Source organism: Blautia massiliensis (ex Durand et al. 2017) (assembly GCF_051861785.1).
Taxonomy (GTDB): Bacteria; Bacillota; Clostridia; order Lachnospirales; family Lachnospiraceae; genus Blautia_A; species Blautia_A luti_A.
The window spans coordinates 3,458,801-3,476,576 of sequence record NZ_CP146725.1; the positions used below are offsets into that span (position 1 = coordinate 3,458,801).

Genomic DNA, 17,776 nt, shown 5'->3' on the forward strand with positions numbered 1-17,776 from the left:
AGTCGGACCTCCGGGGAAGTGTTGTATCTATTTTATATGAAACGAATAAAAGAAACAAGTGAATTGTGCAAATAGATGAATCGACATAAAAAACGGAAAAAAGTACATGTTGAATTAAACAAATGTCCATGGATTCAACAGAAATGTTTTTGTATAATGTAAACATATTAAGAACGAAAGAAAAAGTTATACAAAGGGAGGATTTGTACAATGAAGAAAAAAATGTTTGCAGCACTTATGGCAGCGTGCATGACAGTATCTGTATTCGGAAGCGTGGCAACGGTCAGCGCAGCAGATGGAGTGACACTGACACTTTACGGAAATGCAGATGACCTTGCAAAACCGTATATGCAGAAGATCATTTCTCTGTGGGAAGAGTCATCCGGAAATAAGATCGACCAGCAGGGTCTTGATACAGACAATGCCGAGACTATCGCGCTGACAAAATTTACAACAGGTGATATCCCGGATCTTTATATTCATTTCGGAAACAGCAATCTGAAAAACTTCAATCCGGAAGAGAATTTTGTAGACTGGTCTGATGCTGACTGGGTGTCCGATATTCAGGACTCTGTTCTTCCTCAGGCAACTTACAATGATAAAGTGATCGGACTTCCGTTCTGGGAAGCATCCAATTCAGGCTGCTTCTATAACACAAAGATCTTTGAGGAGCTGGGAATCAAGCAGCCGATGACACAGGAAGAATTCAATGCAGCTTGTGATACTCTTCTTGAGAATGGTGTGCAGCCAATCTACCTTGCGGCAGCAGATGCATGGCCGATCCTCTACCAGTTCGCACTGGATCCGGTACTTGAGGAGCATCCGGAATATATCGAGAAGCTGAATGCAGGAGAAATGTCCTATGCAGATATCCCGGAATTCGCAGATATGTGTACCTGGTTTAAAGAAGCGGCAGATAAAGGATACTTTGGAAAGAACTTTGCATCTGATACATGGGATTATACAAGTGAGGTTCTCGGAACCGGTGAAGCAGCAATGCTCTTTTGCTGGGATACCTGGTTTGATACAGATTATGACAGTGAATCCTACGATTATGTAGGCGATGATTTTGGAATCATGCCGGTATTTATGGGAACCTGTGATGAAGGAACTTATGAGGGTGGTAACGTAAACCTGATGCTTGTAAATAAAAATGGTGATAATGTAGAGGCTGCCAGCGATTTCGTAAACTTTATGGCAGATCCTGAGAATTATAATCAGGCATTTGATGGTGTTTCTACAGCAGCAGTTTTCAAACAGGAGACAACCAATGTGAATTCTTCTCAGTATGACGGAAATAAAGACAGCGTGGATAAGCTGATCCGTGCATCTTCCGCTCAGCCTAAGATCGTAGGCTTCAACCAGCAGGAAGGTGGTAAAGCACTGCTTCAGCTTATGAATGGAGACATCAGTGTAGAAGAATGTGTGAAGCTGATCGATGACGACAGAGTAGCAACACTTGAATCTTTTGCCCAGTAAATAAACATCCGTTTTAAAGATGGTTTCAGGTTTGGGGGTAAAACTTCAAACCTGAAGCTGTTTAAGGAGGAAATTATGAATCGAAAAAAAATATATCCACTGTACCTGGCACTGATCCCGGCTGTGGTATTTTTTATCTTTTTTATTGTACCATCCACAGTTGGATATTATTATGCATTTACAAACTGGAGTGCGGCCAGAACAACGAATCTGAAATTTGTAGGATTTGACAATATCATGTCTATTCTCAGCAGTACAAAAGTTCCGGTGGCTTTTGTAAATACGCTGATCTATGCAGGGGTAAAAACTGTTACCGTAACACTTCTGGGCTTTGTCTTTGCTTATATCCTCAACCGCGAGATCAAAACCCGTACTGCTCTGAGAACGGTTTATTTTATTCCGTCCATTTTTTCCTGCCTTGTTGTAGGACTTATCTTCAGCGCTGTATTCCAGACTCGTCATGGTACCATCAACAATATCCTGAATCTTATGGGAATTGCAAATATACAGTGGTTAGGACAGAGAGGAACTGCTGTTTTTGCTATTTGTGTAGCTGAGGTATGGAGAAATGTAGGTTATGCGATCATCATCACATTGGCAGGCCTTCAGTCAGTATCTTCGGATTACCTGGAAGCAGGTAAGCTTGACGGGGCATCTGAATGGCAGCTTTTCCGCCATATCACATTGCCGCTGATCATGCCTACCGTAAATGTAAACATCCTGTTCAGCCTGATCTATGGCCTCAAAATGTTCGACCTGATCTATGTTATGACAGGCGGCGGCCCCGGAAATGCAACGGAGAGCTTTGGTACTTTGATGATGAATGAAATGTCAGCGGGACGTTATGCGCAGTCTGTAGCTGTCAACCTTGTATTTACAGTACTTTTGGTGATCGTTTCAGTTGTTTATCAGAAGTTTTCATCAAGATGGGAGACGGTGTTATAGTATGAATAAGAAAAAAACTAGAATCAATCTGCTGCTGGAGATCATACTCTGGCTTGTGAGTATCGTAACGATTTATCCGATGCTGATGGTGCTTCTCACTTCCTTTAAGAATAAAGGAGAAGCTGCTTATATGAATATCAGTCTGCCTAGTGAGTGGCATCCGGAAAACTATATAGCAGTTCTGGAAAAAGATTTTATGCGCTCACTCGGGAACAGTGTGTTCATTACATTTATATCTGTGGCGCTGATCGTTTCTCTTTCTGCATTTTTAAGCTTTATTATTGTTAGAAGAGATACAAAAGGATGCAGGATCGGATATAAGATCATTACGCTTGGAATTATTGCACCCTTTGCAGCACTTCCTACGATTCAGCTGATGCAGAAAATGGGAATTTACGGATCAAGAATTGGTCTCTGTTTTGTGTATTCTTCTCTGTATATGCCATTTACAACGATGATGTTCAGCGGATTTATCAAAGGAATCCCGAAAGAGTTGGATGAGGCGGCGGTTATGGATGGCGCAGCGGGTGGAAGGCTTTTCTGCACAGTGATCCTGCCACTTTTGAAGCCGGTCCTTGCAACAACAGGTGTTCTGAATTTTATGTGGGTATGGAATGAACTTCAGATTCCGATGTACCTTTTGAATTCTTCATCCAAATGGACATTGCCTCTTTCTGTATACAATTTTTACGGACAGTTCAGCAGAAGCTGGAATCTTGTATGTGCCGATGTTGTACTGGTTTCCCTGCCGGTGATCCTGGTATACATTTTTGCACAGAAATGGGTGATCGCAGGTATGACAGCCGGCGCAGTAAAAGGCTGATCTGTTAGGAAATTATATTCCAGACTGCACAGGTAAGAAAAAACTGTACAGTCTGGACTTTTTTTGAAATATCCTTGACACGAAAAATCATTCTGGTATAATTAAACCCAGTCAAAAAACTGACTAAGAAGTTCGTCTGTCCACCAGAGATGACCGGGAATGATCCGGTCACAGAAGTCTTTTAAGGGCTTGTACTGGTTTCGACGGGGGCTTTGAAGTTAGGGAAGCCATCCGCAGACTCCTGGACTGCGTACCAACCGGGAACTAAATATAAACGCAGACGAAAAGTTAGCGTTAGCAGCCTAAGCTGCTCGTCAGCCCCGTTGCACTCACACATCGGGAATCTGGCGTCGACCATGTGAGAAACCTTGCCGGGTAAGCTTTGCCCCGGTAGATGTATCATGAAGCTACTGAAGCAGTAAGCCTGTCGGTGGGCGTATTGCCGAGGGAATGTTAAATCAGCGACTGTGATGGGAGATGCCTTAAGGGATAGGCTTTCGGACAGGGGTTCGATTCCCCTCAGGTCCATTTATGGAACGTCCCGGAAAGACAGCATTTATGCGGCTTTCCGGGAATTTTTTTTACTTTCTTTATTACTCGTGGATATCAGGAAATTCTTCGCAGATACAGAAAGCGATGGTGATAGAATGAAAAAAACTCTGCTTAACAGAAAAAAGCAGAATAAGAAAGCTGATTATTATGATTATAATCTGGTAGCTGTTATTGTACTGCTGGTGTGCTTTGGACTGGTCATGCTTTACAGCACCAGTTCATATATGGCAGAAGTGAATTATGGCAACGATATGTTTTATTTTAAGAAACAGGCACTGATCAGTGCAGCATGTCTGATCGGAGCGTTATTTATTTCAAAAATACTGGATTATCATATCCTTCTTCCTTTTACAACTGCGTTGTATGTGGCTTCGCTGATCCTTATGGGACTTGTGCGGACTCCGCTGGGACATTCCTCTCATGGTGCTACCAGATGGCTGTATATCGGACCGATCAACTTCCAGCCTGCCGAGCTGGCAAAGATCGCAGTTATTATCATGATGGCTTACATGATCGGAAAAATGGGACGAAAGGTAAAGACTTTAAAGAGCTGTATGATCCTGGGACTTCCGGGAGCAGGACTTGCGCTTGCAGCTTATATACTTACAGATAATCTGAGTACAGCCATGATCATTCTGGGAATAACAGTTGGAATGGTGTTTGTGGCACATCCGGATATGCGTCCGTTTATTGCTGTGGCAGCGGCAGGAGTGATCCTTATTGTGATCGGAGTACTTTTTCTGGTTGCGACGACCAGGGACAGTGACAGCTTCCGTGTTATGCGAGTACTTGTATGGCTTCAGCCTGAGAAATATTCCGATGAAGGCGGTTATCAGACGCTGCAGGCATTGTACGCCATTGGCTCCGGAGGGCTTTTTGGCCGCGGGCTTGGAAATAGTATCCAGAAGCTTGGAAGTGTTCCGGAAGCACAAAATGATATGATCTTTTCCATTATCTGTGAGGAGCTTGGAATTTTCGGAGGGATTTTTGTACTGGCCCTGTTCGGATATCTTTTGTACAGGTTGTTTTTTATTGCGCAGAATGCACCGGATCTGTTTGGCTCACTGATCGTTACCGGGATTTTTATACATATTGCGCTGCAGGTGATCCTGAACATTGCTGTTGTACTGAATCTGATGCCCAATACAGGTGTTACCTTGCCCTTTATCAGTTACGGAGGAACGTCCATTGTGTTCCTGATGCTGGAGATGGCAATAGCTCTCAGTGTGGCCCGTCAGATAAAATTTCAAGAGTAAAATAGTTTTAAAATCAAAATATTTTTGTTCCGGAGCCATTTTTTGGGAAAATCCTCTTGACAACTGTTTTGGCAGACTATATACTTTGCTCAAAAAGAGGAAACAGATTCGATCTGTAATGATTAAAGGAGAGAATAAGACATGTTAGAAAAAATGAAAGAAATGCTTGCAGAGCAGTTAAATTGTGAGGCATCTACAATCACACCGGAGACATCTTTCAAGGATGATCTTGGTGCAGATTCTCTTGACCTGTTTGAACTGGTTATGGCTCTTGAGGATGAGTACAATGTTGAGATCCCGGCAGAGGAGCTTACAGATCTGAACACAGTTGGAGATGTGATTGATTATCTTAAGAACAAAGGCGTAGAAGCATAAACAGGAATTAATGATCCTCTGGGACGACAGTGTCTCAGGGGATTTTTCTGTATATATGAAGATATGGGAGCGGTATGGCAGGGGGTTCCGTCGGAAAACCTATGGACATTTTGAAGGATTTGGGTATATAATAGCACCTATAAAGAGAAACAACAAAAACGAGGAGAAAAGAAATGACAAAGATCAGAACAAGATTTGCACCGAGCCCTACAGGAAGAATGCATGTGGGTAATTTAAGAACAGCTCTTTATGCTTATTTGATCACAAAACATGAAGGCGGAGATTTTATCCTCCGTATTGAAGATACAGACCAGGAACGTTATGTGGAGGGAGCTGTAGATATCATCTACCGTACTCTTGAGAAAACAGGACTTCTCCATGATGAGGGACCGGACAAGGATGGCGGATTTGGCCCGTATGTACAGAGCGAGCGTCAGGCAACAGGCATGTATCTGAAATATGCCAAACAGCTTATTGAGCAGGGAGATGCATATTACTGCTTCTGCGGCAAGGAAGAGCTGGAAAGCATGAAACGTACTGTTGCGGGTAAGGAAATCTCTATTTATGACAAGAGATGTCTCCATCTTTCCAAGGAAGAGGTTCAGCGCCGTCTGGATGCAGGTGAGCCGCATGTTATCCGCTTTAATATGCCAACAGAGGGAACCACTACATTCCATGATGTTATTTACGGAGATATCACCGTTAACAATGAGGAGATGGAGGATCTGATCCTGATCAAATCTGACGGTTATCCGACCTACAACTTCGCAAATGTAATTGATGATCACCTTATGGGAATCACACATGTTGTAAGAGGCAACGAATACCTTTCCTCTTCACCGAAGTATAATCGTATTTATGAGGCATTCGGATGGGAAATCCCGACCTATGTTCACTGTCCGCTGATCACAGACGAGACACATCAGAAGCTTTCCAAGAGATGTGGACATTCTTCCTATGAAGATCTGATCGATCAGGGATTTGTGACAGAGGCGGTGATCAACTATGTTGCACTCCTTGGATGGAGCCCGGCAGACAACCGTGAGATCTTTTCTCTTCCGGAGCTTGTGGAGGCATTTGATTATCATCATATCAACAAATCACCGGCAGTTTTTGATATTGCCAAGCTGAAATGGATGAATGGTGAGTATATCAAGAAGATGGATCCGGAGGCATTCTATGAGAGAGCACTTCCGTATCTGAAAGAAGTTCTGAAAAAAGACTTTGATCTTAAGAAGATCGCGGGAATGGTTCAGACCAGAATTGAAGTATTCCCGGATATTCCGGAGCTTGTAGATTTCTTTGAGGCAGTTCCGGAGTATGACAGTGCGATGTACCGCCACAAAAAGATGAAAACAACAGAGGAGACTTCTCTTGCAGTTCTCAAGGAAGTGCTTCCGGTACTGGAAGCACAGGAGGATTATACCAATGATCCGCTGTATGCATCTTTAAGCGCTTTTGTAAAGGAGCACGGATATAAGAATGGTTATGTTATGTGGCCGCTTCGTACAGCAGTATCCGGCAAGCAGATGACACCGGCCGGTGCAACAGAGATCATGGAGATCATTGGCAAGGAAGAGACACTGAAACGTGTACATGCAGCAATCGAAAAGCTTGAAAATAAATAAGAGTGTGATCGATAATCCAGTTATGAAACGAAATCCATCTCAGAAAAGGGCGATCGCCCACCTGTCAGGACCTATGATGGTTCTGGCAGGCCCCGGTTCGGGGAAAACTTCCGTCATAGTAGAAAGAACAGCACATATGATCCAGGAAGGGAAGATACCGGCTTCCTCTGTTCTTGTTGTGACTTTTTCCAGGGCAGCAGCAGTGGAAATGAAAGAACGGTTTCTGAAATTTACCGGTGTTCAGCGAACCGGCGTTACTTTCGGGACTTTTCACGGAGTGTTTTACGGGATCCTCAAACAGGCTTATGGTCTGAATGGAGGAAATATCCTGTCAGAAGAAGAAAAATATGCGATCTTAAGAGAACTGGTGGTAAACTGTGCTGCGGAGCAGTCCCAGGAAGGGGATTTTGTGGAAGATATTGCCAAGGAGATCAGTGTTGTAAAGGGTGGAAGGATCGCTCTGGAGCATTATTATTCTTCCTGCTGCCCGGATGAAGTGTTCCGACAGATCTTTCAGGGATATCGAAAAGTCCTGAATGAAAGAAGAAAACTTGACTTTGATGATATGCTGTTGAGCTGTTATGAACTTCTGAAAAAACGAAAAGATATCCTGTCTGCATGGCAGAAAAAGTTTCACTATATTCTGGTGGATGAGTTTCAGGATATCAATCATCTTCAGTATGATATCGTGAAGATGCTGGCAGCACCGGAGAACAATCTGTTTGTGGTGGGAGATGATGATCAGTCTATCTATCATTTCCGTGGCGCTCGCCCGGAGATCATGCTGAATTTCCCGGAAGATTTTAAAAATGCGGAGACGGTGATCCTGAATATCAATTACCGGTGCAGTGGAAATATCCTGGATACAGCTATGAAGGTGATCAATTACAATGAAAACCGTTATGCAAAAAAACTTTCCACACCAAATGAACCGGGAGAGCCGGTGCAGATAAAAGAATTTCGAAATCCCAGAGACGAATATATGGCAGTTGCAGGCCTGCTGCGGAACCGGATGGAAGAAGGGGATAATATTGAAGATACAGCGCTGCTTTTCAGGACTAATCAGGAAACCGAAGGACTGGTCGCTGCGTTGATGGAGTATGGGGTTCCTTTCACTATGAAGGAAAAACTGCCCAACCTGTTCCGACACTGGATCTGCCGGAATATGATCGCTTATTTGAAAATGGCAAAAGGAGACCGGAGCCGCAGTACATTTCTGGAGATCATGAACCGGCCAAACCGATACATAGCCAGAGACGCTCTGACAGAAAAAAACGTTGATTTTAAAGCATTGGGAGAGTTTTACAAAGACAAGGACTGGATGTGTGACAGGATCACAACGATGGAGACACATCTTCGGATCTTAAAGACCATGGCCCCTTATGCAGCCATTAATTTTATCCGGAATGGCATGGGATACGAAGAATACTTGCAGGAATATGCAAGGTATCGTAAAATAAAACCGGAAGAGCTTATGGAAACCCTGAACCGGATCCATGAAAGTGCCAGAGGAATGAAAACATTGGAAGAATGGATGGCCTATATGGACGAGTATACCAGAAAGCTGGAAGAACAGGCGAAGAAACAGGATGTGAAACGGGAAGGAGTGGTGATATCCACTCTTCATGCGGTCAAAGGTCTGGAATATGACAATGTATATATCATGAATGTAAATGAAGGCAGCATGCCTTATCGGAAGGCAGTCCTGGAGGCACATCTGGAGGAAGAACGGAGGCTTTTCTACGTTGGTATGACACGGGCAAAGAAGAAACTCTGCCTGTATTATGTAAGACAGCAGTATGAGAGGGAACGGGAACCGTCCCGTTTTCTTGAGGAGGCCGGATTATGAATGGGATTATTTATTATACGAAGATCAGAGATGAATATAACAGCAAGAACATGGAGCATATGATCGGGGAAAAGCTTCTGGAAATCGGACTTGAGCGGGAATTTGGACGGAAGCTTGCTTTTGAGCCTCGGTCAAAGGGGGAACATGGGAAACCGTTTTTTACCCTGCTTCCAAGAATTCATTATAATATCACACATTCCGGAAAATATGTGATGTGTCTGTTTGCCGGAGAAGAGGTGGGCATTGATGTGCAGATCCACAAGAAGGTAAATTACGAACGGATCCTTGAAAGACTGGTACCGGCAGATATGATACGGGAAATCCTGGATGCAGATGATATGGAGAAAGCCTTTTTTGCCCAGTGGGTTTTGAGAGAGGCATATATCAAATGGACCGGAGAGGGATTGTCCAGGGATCTGCGTACGATTTCCATGGATAAGGGAAATTACATAATGCTGGAGCTGGAACCGGGATACAGTGGTGCGATTTGGTCCAGGGACAGCCTGGAATTACGATTTGAATACGAAGACATCATTTTGAAATAGCAAATAGAGACGATAAAATGAACAAAGAGATGAAACACAGCTTCAGGATTTTCATTCTGAAGATCCTGGCAGTTGTTTTTGTGCTGTGCATATGTTATTTTTTATATGCATTTGTTTACCGTGCAAAAACTGAGCTGCCCACAAAAGCTGTGGTGACAAACCGAGGTGCTGCAGTGTATACACTGCGGGGACAGAAACAGATGCTTTCCCAGAAAGAGGATTTTTCTTATTTTGCCTTTGATGGGAGAGAAAAAGAGAAGGAATATGGAACATATGTCATTCCCGGGCTGAAGAATACCAGGACGCTGCTCACAAAAAAAGGTGCCACTCCTGCCATGTGTACATCCATGACGCCTCAGGGACTGGCGGTTACGGAGGATTATGTGCTGATCAGCGCTTACTGCAGCACACAGAAACATAATTCGGTCATTTATGTGATCGATAAGGAAAAACATAATTTTATTAAAGAAGTGATACTGCCTGGACAGCCTCATGTGGGAGGACTTGCCTATGACCCGGAGCATAAGTTATTATGGTATTCCTCCAATATCAACGGGATCGCACAGGCAGTGAGTATAAAGATGGATACAATAGAAGCCTACGATTATGATGACAGCCATCTGCCGGTGGATACTTTCCAGATAGTCAGTCTTTATGGGATCGTGAGAGATTCTTTTATGACCTTTTATGAGGGGTGTCTGTATGTAGGCTGCTTTGAAAAATATAACGAAAGTGTAATTGCACGATACGGAGTTGACGAAGAGGGAAAACTGATCAATACCATGGACGAGAAACTGGGCATGGATTTTGAAATGGCAGTTCCGTTGGATTATTCCACCATATCGGAGCAGGTTCAGGGAATTGCTTTTTATAATGATAAGCTTTTGATCTCTCATTCTTTTGGAATCCTGCCATCCAGGCTGGTGTTTTATGAACAATCCGATAAGCGTTTGTATGTAAACGAGAATTCTGCCAGAACTTATCGTTTTCCGGAACGACTGGAACAGATCGTGGTGGAGGGTGACAGCCTTTATGTGATGTTTGAATCCTGTGCCTATGCATACCGTGCGTCCTCCGTAAATATTGTGGATCGGGTCCTGAAGCTGAGTCTTTCGAAGATGGAGACCTATGACGAAGAAGAGAGTCTTTTTTTCTGTCGGAATAAAGAAAAAACGAGAGAGCATCAAAAAAGACAACAGGTACTAAATCCGGCATGTCCGCAATATATTTAAGTGTAAGAGGTGAAAACATGGACGCAAACCAGATCCAGAACCTGTTTGCCAGTAATGTCCGCCAGCTTCTGGTGGATGCAGACCTTGATTATGATAAATTATATGAGATACGTCTCCGCGTGGGAAGACCTCTGTTCCTCACTTATGATGGGGGAGAATGTTTCCTCCGGCAAAAAGATACAGAACCTTATCTGGTTACGCGGGAAGATCTTAAGGAAACACTGGAGTATGTCAGCGGCTATTCCCTGTATGCTTATGAAGATGAGATTCGCCAGGGGTTTTTGAGTGTACAGGGTGGGCACCGTGTAGGAGTTACCGGAAAGGTGATCCTGGACGGAAACCATATCCGTGGGATGAAATATATTTCCTGCATCAATGTCCGTCTGGCACATGAGATCCAGGGATGTGCAGAAGAAGTGCTGCCATATATCCAGACAAGAGAGCAGATCATGCATACCTTGATCGTTTCTCCGCCCAGATGTGGGAAGACCACGCTTCTTCGGGATATCATCCGGCAGATGAGTAATGGATGGGGAAATATTTCCGGTGTTACGGTAGGAGTAGTCGATGAGCGCAGTGAGCTGGCCGGATGCTATCAGGGGATCCCTCAGAATGACCTTGGAATGCGTACGGATATCCTGGACGGCTGTCCGAAAGCAGAAGGGATGCAGATGCTGATCCGGTCAATGTCGCCGGTTGTGGTTGCTGTGGATGAACTTGGAAAAGAAGAAGATTTCAAGGCTGTGGAATCAGTTATTCACTGTGGATGTCGTCTGATCGCAACTGCACATGGAGCTTCCATGGAAGAAACATTATCCCAGCCGTTTTTCCGGAAATTGTGGGAAGCGCGGGTTTTCCAGAGATATATTTTTCTGGGAAAGCATGAACGTGCAGGAATCGTGGAAGGAATCTATGATGAAAACGGGAAATGCCTATGTACCGGATTGTAGGATGTATTCTGGTAGTGGCGGCAGGAGCCGGAATGGGATTTTCCGGAAGTATGAGACTTTCGGAGCAGATCCGCATACTGGAAAAACTGCTTCAGATGGTGATCTGCCTGAAAGGCGAGATCCGCTGCGGGAATGCATCACTGCCGGATGCTTTTTATGGAGCAGCAGGAAGAATGAATGGAAAATACAGAGAGTTTCTCATCAGTGCCGCGGACAGGATGAAAGCGGGAACAGGAGAAAAACTTTCACAGATATGCAGGGAATGTGCGGAAAGCGCCCTGAAAAAAAGCTGCCTTACCCATGGGGAAAAGGACGCTTTTTTTTCTTTCGGAGAATATCTGGGCTATATGGATCTGGAAATGCAGATGCGGCAGCTTTCCCTGTATGAAAATAATCTGGAAGCAGAGATTTTGAAGCGGAAAGCGGAGGTTTCCGGAAAGAAAAAACTGTACCAGGGAATTGGGATTCTTGGAGGCCTGCTGCTGGCGGTTCTCCTGGTATAGTATTGTTTATCAGACAGTAGTAGGAAGGACAGGCTTTCATAAGAAAAGGAGGGATCATTTGGAGGTCAGTATCATATTCAAGATCGGTGCAGTAGGGATCCTGGTCTCTGTTCTTTCTCAGATCCTGAAACATAGCGGAAGGGAGGAACAGGCTTTTCTGGTGAGTTTTTCAGGACTTCTTTTAGTACTGTTCTGGATCGTGCCGTATATTTATGAGCTTTTTAAAAATATCCAGCAGCTTTTTGTACTGTAGGGGAGGGAAAGAACTGTGGATATTCTGAAGATTTCTGTTCTGGGAGCGGCAGGGGTTCTTCTGGGGATTCTTCTGAAAGACCGCGCACCGGAGTATGTAAGCCTTGTTACGATGGGAATAGGTCTTGTGATACTGGGATTAGCGGTAGGGAAGATCAGCTATCTGTTCCAGTCCCTGGAGAGACTGAAACAGAGTCTCCCGATTGATGGAAGCTATATCACTACTTTGCTGAAGATGATCGGGATCACCTATATTGGACAATTTTCATCCGGTATATGCAGAGATGCAGGATATTCCTCCACTGGTGCACAGATCGAACTGTTCTGCCGGTTATCTGTAATGGTTTTAAGTATGCCGGTTCTTCTGGCACTGCTGGATACCATACAGGGATTTCTTGCATGAAAAGATATTGGTCAGAGATTTGTGCAGCCCTGTTTCTGGCTGTAGTTATAAGCTGTTTTGGAGGTGTGATCGTTTATGCTTCTTCGGCGGAACAACAGATCACAGATCAGATGGAGCTTACCGACCTGCAGTCCATGGTAGATGAGATGCTTGGAGAAAAAACATTTTCTGTTACAGAAGCGTTTCACAGACTGTTGTCAGGGGAAGAGGTGCTTTCGGAGGAGAGTGTGCGGGAATTTTTGCACAGTCTCCTTTTTTATGGTATTGAAAGAGAAAAAGAGCTGATCGTGAAGTTGTTGCTTCTGCTGTTGTTCGCTGCCGTTTTTTCCGGGTTTGCCGGTGCCTTTGATAACGGGCAGGTGGGAGAGATCAGTTTTTATGTGGTGTATCTTCTTGTTTTTACTCTTCTGATGAACAGTTTTTCCGGTTTGAGTGCATCACTGCTTTCAATGCTTGCGTGGATCACGGAGTTTATGAAGGAACTCTCACCGGTGTATTTTATGGCAGTGGCAGCAGCGTCAGGTGCATCCAGTGCAGCTGCCTTTTATCAGGGAGTACTGCTTCTGGTGTGGCTTTTTCAATGGATCCTGGAACGAGTACTGCTTCCCGGAGTGAGTTTATATATTCTTCTGAGATTTGTGAATCATCTTTCCAGGGAAGAAATGCTGGGAAAAATGGCTGAGCTGATCGAGACTGTGATCTCCTGGGGGCTTCGGACATTACTTGGAGTGGCAGCAGGACTGCAGGTGGTGCGTGGGCTTGTAGCTCCGGTAATGGATTCTCTGAAGCGGAGTGCTGTGGGAAAAACTGCAGGTGCTCTTCCTGGGATCGGGAGCGCGGTAAATGCAGTTACGGAACTGGTCCTTACCACAGCTGTTCTTGTAAGAAACAGTCTGGGCATTGCGCTTTTACTGGTGATCCTGGCGGTGGGGGCGGGACCATTGGTCCGATATGGACTTTTGTCACTGACCTATCGCTTTCTGGCGGCTGCGGCGCAGCCTGTATCAGACAAACGGCTGGTAGAAGCCTTTGGCACCATGGCAGAGGGATGTGCACTTCTGATGAGAATCCTGTTTACTGCGGAAATTTTATGTATGCTTACATTTCTGATCCTGATGGCAGGAGGAGGCTTGGGATGAGAACAGAACTTTATCAGTGGATGAAAAGCCTGGCTTTTTTTCATGTACTTACTACAGCACTTCTGCATATTCTGCCTGATAAGCGTTATGAGCAGTATATACGGCTGTTTATGGGGCTTCTGTTGGTGCTTTTGATCTGTACGCCTATATTTGCCGTAGTGGGAAAAAGTGAAGAACTTCTGTCCGGATTCAGCAATAATTATGGGAGAGAAGAACAGGTACGTATGAAGACAGAAGCAGAAGGAATAAGGGAAACATTTCTTAAAGGAGCATATGAACAGGAGTTGAAGGATCAGGTTCAGGGTATCCTCAGGAAAGAAGGGGTTTTTTCGGCAAAAACAGAAGTAGATATGGAGAAAGAGCTTCAGCTGACCATAACACTTTATGGAACAGTCACAGAAAAACAGAGGGAGGCGGTGAAAAATGAGCTCGAAAGAATCTGCGGACTCAGGAAAGGACAATATCAGATCTTGGCTTCTGAGGATGGGATGGAAGGAGTGGGGAGTTTTCCTTCTTCTGGGAATCCTTCTTCTGGTGGCAGGACTTCCGGTAACCCGAAAGAACAGTAAAACAGCAGAGGATCAGAATGCGGAGAAAACCCGCCTGGAGAGCCGCCTTGAGGAACTGCTTTCCAATGTGGAAGGAGTCGGAGAAGTGGAAGTGATCATTATGACCGGGGATGAGGGAAATACGGAAAACTTTTCCATAGGCAGCAAAAATGAAGTTACCGGTGTGCTGGTGGCGGCTCAGGGAGCAGGCAGCGCAGTGACAGTCCAGAATATTCAGCAGGCAATTATGGCATTATTTCAGATCGACGCTAATAAAATTAGAATAATGAAAATGAAATGAGGAGAGTAGAAGTGAAAAAGATCATGAAGAAAAATCAGGTAATCATCACCTCGCTGGCCATTCTCATTGCTGTGGCCGGATATCTGAATTTCGCAGATGTGGATCTGGGATTTAAGGATAAGGAGACGAGTACAGACAGCAGCAGTATCCTGGACGATGTGGATTATGATCTGACCGATGAAACAGCCCTTCTGGATGAGAACGGGGCAGATGGCACAACCCAGTCGGAGGTGATGGATACCGCATCCCCGGGCGAGGCCGTACTTACCGGTGCTTCGGATTTTGCAGCACAGGCAAAAGTCAGCAGGGAGCAGGTGCGTTCCCAGAACAAAGCGGACCTGCAGGCAATCATCAGTAATAAAGACATCAGCGATGAGGAAAAACAGAATGCTATTAACACAATGGTTTCCATGACAGATCTTACAGAAAAAGAGGCGGCTGCAGAGCTTCTTCTGGAGGCGAAGGGCTTTGAAAATGTGATCGTAAATCTGACGGGTGAAACTGCGGATGTTGTGGTGCCGGATGCAGATCTGGAGGATGCAAAACGTGCACAGATCGAGGATATTGTAAAGAGGAAAACCGGTGTGGCAGCAGAGAGCATTGTGATCACGCCTCTGAGTCAAAGTAAAAATGCATCGGATGTCATAAATACTGCAGATGAAGCTGAAAAAAATACGGGAGGTGCAGAGGATAATGCGGAAAGTACAGGTGATGAGGTGCAGGATACCGCTGCATCTGTGGAAAGCGATCCGGCGGATCAAACATCTGAGGACGCAGAGACGGCTGCAGATATCCAGAACGATCAGACTATTGATACAGAGGGAATTTACGACTGAATTGCCTTGACAGCAAAGCCTTGTCTATACTAGAATAGGAAAGGTTATAGTAAAATAGAGATATCAGAGAATATACAGGAGGCTCACGTGTCGAAGTATACGAAAGAAATAGAAAAAAGAAGAACATTTGCCATCATCTCTCACCCGGATGCGGGTAAAACAACATTAACAGAAAAATTTCTGCTGTATGGAGGGGCCATCAATCTGGCCGGAAGTGTAAAGGGTAAGGCTACGGCCCGCCATGCAGTATCAGACTGGATGGAGATCGAGAAGGAAAGAGGTATTTCCGTTACTTCATCCGTTCTTCAGTTCCATTATGACGGATATTGTATAAACATTCTGGATACCCCTGGACATCAGGATTTCTCCGAGGATACCTACCGTACATTGATGGCTGCGGATTCAGCAGTTATGGTCATCGATGGATCCAAGGGTGTTGAGGCACAGACCCGTAAGCTTTTCAAGGTCTGTGTTATGAGACACATTCCGATCTTTACTTTTATCAATAAGATGGACAGAGATGCCAACGATACTTTTGATCTTCTGGATGAGATCGAAAAAGAGCTTGGTATTGCAACCTGTCCGATCAACTGGCCAATCGGTTCCGGTAAGAAATTCAGGGGTGTGTTTGATCGTAATACAAAGAAGATCCTTACCTTCTCCGATACACAGAAGGGCACCAAGGAAGGTGTGATAGAAGAGATTGATATTAATGATCCCCGTGCAGATGAGGTCATGGATCCTGAGCAGAAAGAGCAGCTGATGGAAGAAATCGAGCTTCTGGATGGCGCAAGTGCGGAGTTTTCTCAGGAAGAGGTCAGCAAAGGACAGCTGACACCGGTATTTTTCGGTTCTGCTCTTACCAACTTTGGTGTGGAAACATTTCTGGAGCATTTCCTGAAGATGACCACTTCTCCGCTTCCGAGAACTGCAGACTGCGGACCGGTAGATCCTATGAGTGATGATTTTTCAGCTTTTGTATTTAAGATCCAGGCGAATATGAACAAGGCTCACAGAGACCGTATCGCATTTATGAGGATCTGTTCAGGCAAGTTTGATGCGACCAAAGAGGTTTATCATGTGCAGGGAGACAAGAAGATGCGACTTCTTCAGCCGCAGCAGATGATGGCAGAATCCCGTCATGTTGTGGAGGAGGCTTATGCAGGTGATATCATCGGTGTCTTTGACCCGGGTATTTTTTCTATTGGAGATACCATCTGCGCACCTGGAAAGAAATTTGCCTTTGAGGGGATCCCGACCTTCGCGCCGGAGCATTTCGCACGTGTGCGTCAGATCGATACCATGAAGAGAAAACAGTTTGTAAAAGGTATCAACCAGATCGCTCAGGAAGGTGCGATCCAGATATTCCAGGAGTTTAACACCGGTATGGAAGAGATCATTGTGGGTGTTGTCGGTATCCTGCAGTTTGATGTCCTGAAATACCGTCTGGAGAATGAGTATAATGTAGATATCCGCCTGGAAACACTTCCATATGAGCATATCCGCTGGATTGCCAACAAGGAGGCTGTAAAAGTAGACAAGATCGTGGGAACTTCTGATATGAAGAAAGTCACAGACCTTAAGGGAAATCCGTTGCTGCTCTTTGTCAATGCATGGAGTGTTGGCATGGTTGAGGACAGAAACCCTGATCTGGTACTGACAGAATTCAGTAAATAAGCCCTTTTATTTCATAACTTTTTTTGATATAATAGTATAAAATTACGAACAAAAATATTATATCCGTAGGAGGGTTTCCCATGGCAGAAAAAAGAACAACATATAAGATACAGGATCTGGGCAGAATCGGTGAAGTTCACATTGCAGATGAAGTTGTTGCGATCGTTGCAGGACTTGCAGCAACAGATGTGGATGGAGTTGCTTCCATGGCAGGAAATATCACCAATGAGCTGGTAAGTAAACTTGGAAAGAAGAATCTGTCCAAGGGCGTGAGAGTAACCATTCTGGAAGGAGTCGTTACCGTGGATCTGTCACTGAATATCGAGTATGGCAGAAACATTCTTGAGACAAGCAAGAAGGTCCAGGAGAAGGTTAAATCCGCTATTGAGAATATGACAGGACTTGAGGTTGCAGATGTAAATATTCATATTGCCAGCGTGGATATGGAGAACGAAAAAGGAAAGTAAACCTTTCCTTTTTTCC

19 protein-coding genes and 1 other RNA gene are annotated in these 17,776 nt (G+C 44.6%); all 20 read left to right on the forward strand.

Going from position 1 to position 17,776, the window contains the following annotated elements; all coding sequences use genetic code 11:
• The first annotated feature begins 210 nt into the window (after positions 1 to 210).
• The 20 genes from V9W66_RS16235 to V9W66_RS16330 all read left to right on the forward strand — a co-directional run bounded on the left by V9W66_RS16235 (position 211) and on the right by V9W66_RS16330 (position 17,760).
• Positions 211 to 1,479, forward strand: a complete 1,269-nt coding sequence (locus V9W66_RS16235) for an ABC transporter substrate-binding protein (RefSeq protein ID WP_144092790.1) — start codon at positions 211 to 213, stop codon at positions 1,477 to 1,479.
• 75 nt (positions 1,480 to 1,554) lie between these two features.
• On the forward strand, positions 1,555 to 2,424 hold the full coding sequence (locus tag V9W66_RS16240) for a carbohydrate ABC transporter permease (RefSeq protein WP_144092792.1): 870 nt from the start codon (positions 1,555 to 1,557) through the stop codon (positions 2,422 to 2,424).
• A 1-nt stretch (position 2,425) separates the two neighbouring features.
• Entirely contained in the window at positions 2,426 to 3,247 is an 822-nt protein-coding gene (locus V9W66_RS16245; protein WP_144092794.1) for a carbohydrate ABC transporter permease, read from the forward strand.
• 185 nt (positions 3,248 to 3,432) lie between these two features.
• Positions 3,433 to 3,778, forward strand: a transfer-messenger RNA (tmRNA) gene (gene ssrA / locus V9W66_RS16250).
• A 116-nt stretch (positions 3,779 to 3,894) separates the two neighbouring features.
• Positions 3,895 to 5,055: an FtsW/RodA/SpoVE family cell cycle protein gene (locus V9W66_RS16255; RefSeq protein ID WP_144092796.1), complete on the forward strand. Its 1,161-nt coding sequence runs from the start codon at positions 3,895 to 3,897 to the stop codon at positions 5,053 to 5,055.
• 141 nt (positions 5,056 to 5,196) lie between these two features.
• Positions 5,197 to 5,430 carry an acyl carrier protein gene (acpP, locus tag V9W66_RS16260; protein WP_015524431.1) on the forward strand — a complete coding sequence of 78 codons (234 nt, stop codon included), beginning with the start codon at positions 5,197 to 5,199 and terminating at the stop codon, positions 5,428 to 5,430.
• 173 nt (positions 5,431 to 5,603) lie between these two features.
• Positions 5,604 to 7,058, forward strand: coding sequence for a glutamate--tRNA ligase (gene gltX / locus V9W66_RS16265; protein ID WP_015524432.1), 1,455 nt, complete (start codon positions 5,604 to 5,606; stop codon positions 7,056 to 7,058).
• Positions 7,045 to 8,907, forward strand: a complete 1,863-nt coding sequence (locus V9W66_RS16270; protein ID WP_330575220.1) for an ATP-dependent helicase — start codon at positions 7,045 to 7,047, stop codon at positions 8,905 to 8,907. Before gltX ends, V9W66_RS16270 begins: the two co-directional genes overlap by 14 nt.
• Positions 8,904 to 9,452: a 4'-phosphopantetheinyl transferase family protein gene (locus V9W66_RS16275; RefSeq protein ID WP_138277301.1), complete on the forward strand. Its 549-nt coding sequence runs from the start codon at positions 8,904 to 8,906 to the stop codon at positions 9,450 to 9,452. The genes V9W66_RS16270 and V9W66_RS16275 overlap by 4 nt, the downstream gene beginning before the upstream one ends.
• 17 nt (positions 9,453 to 9,469) lie before the next feature.
• The gene (locus tag V9W66_RS16280) at positions 9,470 to 10,684 is read left to right on the forward strand and encodes a YncE family protein (protein ID WP_144092798.1); all 1,215 of its coding nucleotides are present in this window, start codon (positions 9,470 to 9,472) and stop codon (positions 10,682 to 10,684) included.
• Positions 10,685 to 10,701: 17 nt separating this feature from the next.
• Positions 10,702 to 11,634: a stage III sporulation protein AA gene (spoIIIAA, locus tag V9W66_RS16285; protein ID WP_138277303.1), complete on the forward strand. Its 933-nt coding sequence runs from the start codon at positions 10,702 to 10,704 to the stop codon at positions 11,632 to 11,634.
• Positions 11,619 to 12,137 carry a stage III sporulation protein AB gene (locus tag V9W66_RS16290; RefSeq protein ID WP_021650701.1) on the forward strand — a complete coding sequence of 173 codons (519 nt, stop codon included), beginning with the start codon at positions 11,619 to 11,621 and terminating at the stop codon, positions 12,135 to 12,137. The genes spoIIIAA and V9W66_RS16290 overlap by 16 nt, the downstream gene beginning before the upstream one ends.
• A 58-nt stretch (positions 12,138 to 12,195) precedes the next feature.
• Entirely contained in the window at positions 12,196 to 12,390 is a 195-nt protein-coding gene (gene spoIIIAC / locus V9W66_RS16295) for a stage III sporulation protein AC (RefSeq protein ID WP_021650700.1), read from the forward strand.
• Between the two features lie 15 nt (positions 12,391 to 12,405).
• Positions 12,406 to 12,792 (forward strand): SpoIIIAC/SpoIIIAD family protein, encoded by a 387-nt coding sequence (locus tag V9W66_RS16300; RefSeq protein WP_021650699.1) that lies wholly within the window; start codon positions 12,406 to 12,408, stop codon positions 12,790 to 12,792.
• Positions 12,789 to 13,931, forward strand: a complete 1,143-nt coding sequence (locus V9W66_RS16305) for a stage III sporulation protein AE (protein ID WP_144092802.1) — start codon at positions 12,789 to 12,791, stop codon at positions 13,929 to 13,931. The genes V9W66_RS16300 and V9W66_RS16305 overlap by 4 nt, the downstream gene beginning before the upstream one ends.
• Entirely contained in the window at positions 13,928 to 14,500 is a 573-nt protein-coding gene (locus V9W66_RS16310; protein ID WP_158526435.1) for a stage III sporulation protein AF, read from the forward strand. The genes V9W66_RS16305 and V9W66_RS16310 overlap by 4 nt, the downstream gene beginning before the upstream one ends.
• Positions 14,466 to 14,780 (forward strand): hypothetical protein, encoded by a 315-nt coding sequence (locus tag V9W66_RS16315; protein ID WP_243121596.1) that lies wholly within the window; start codon positions 14,466 to 14,468, stop codon positions 14,778 to 14,780. The genes V9W66_RS16310 and V9W66_RS16315 overlap by 35 nt, the downstream gene beginning before the upstream one ends.
• A gap of 11 nt (positions 14,781 to 14,791) precedes the next feature.
• Positions 14,792 to 15,616 carry a SpoIIIAH-like family protein gene (locus tag V9W66_RS16320; RefSeq protein ID WP_129974434.1) on the forward strand — a complete coding sequence of 275 codons (825 nt, stop codon included), beginning with the start codon at positions 14,792 to 14,794 and terminating at the stop codon, positions 15,614 to 15,616.
• Positions 15,617 to 15,703: 87 nt separating this feature from the next.
• Entirely contained in the window at positions 15,704 to 17,293 is a 1,590-nt protein-coding gene (locus tag V9W66_RS16325; RefSeq protein ID WP_144092804.1) for a peptide chain release factor 3, read from the forward strand.
• Positions 17,294 to 17,373: 80 nt separating this feature from the next.
• The gene (locus V9W66_RS16330) at positions 17,374 to 17,760 is read left to right on the forward strand and encodes an Asp23/Gls24 family envelope stress response protein (RefSeq protein ID WP_144092806.1); all 387 of its coding nucleotides are present in this window, start codon (positions 17,374 to 17,376) and stop codon (positions 17,758 to 17,760) included.
• Positions 17,761 to 17,776: the final 16 nt, after the last annotated feature.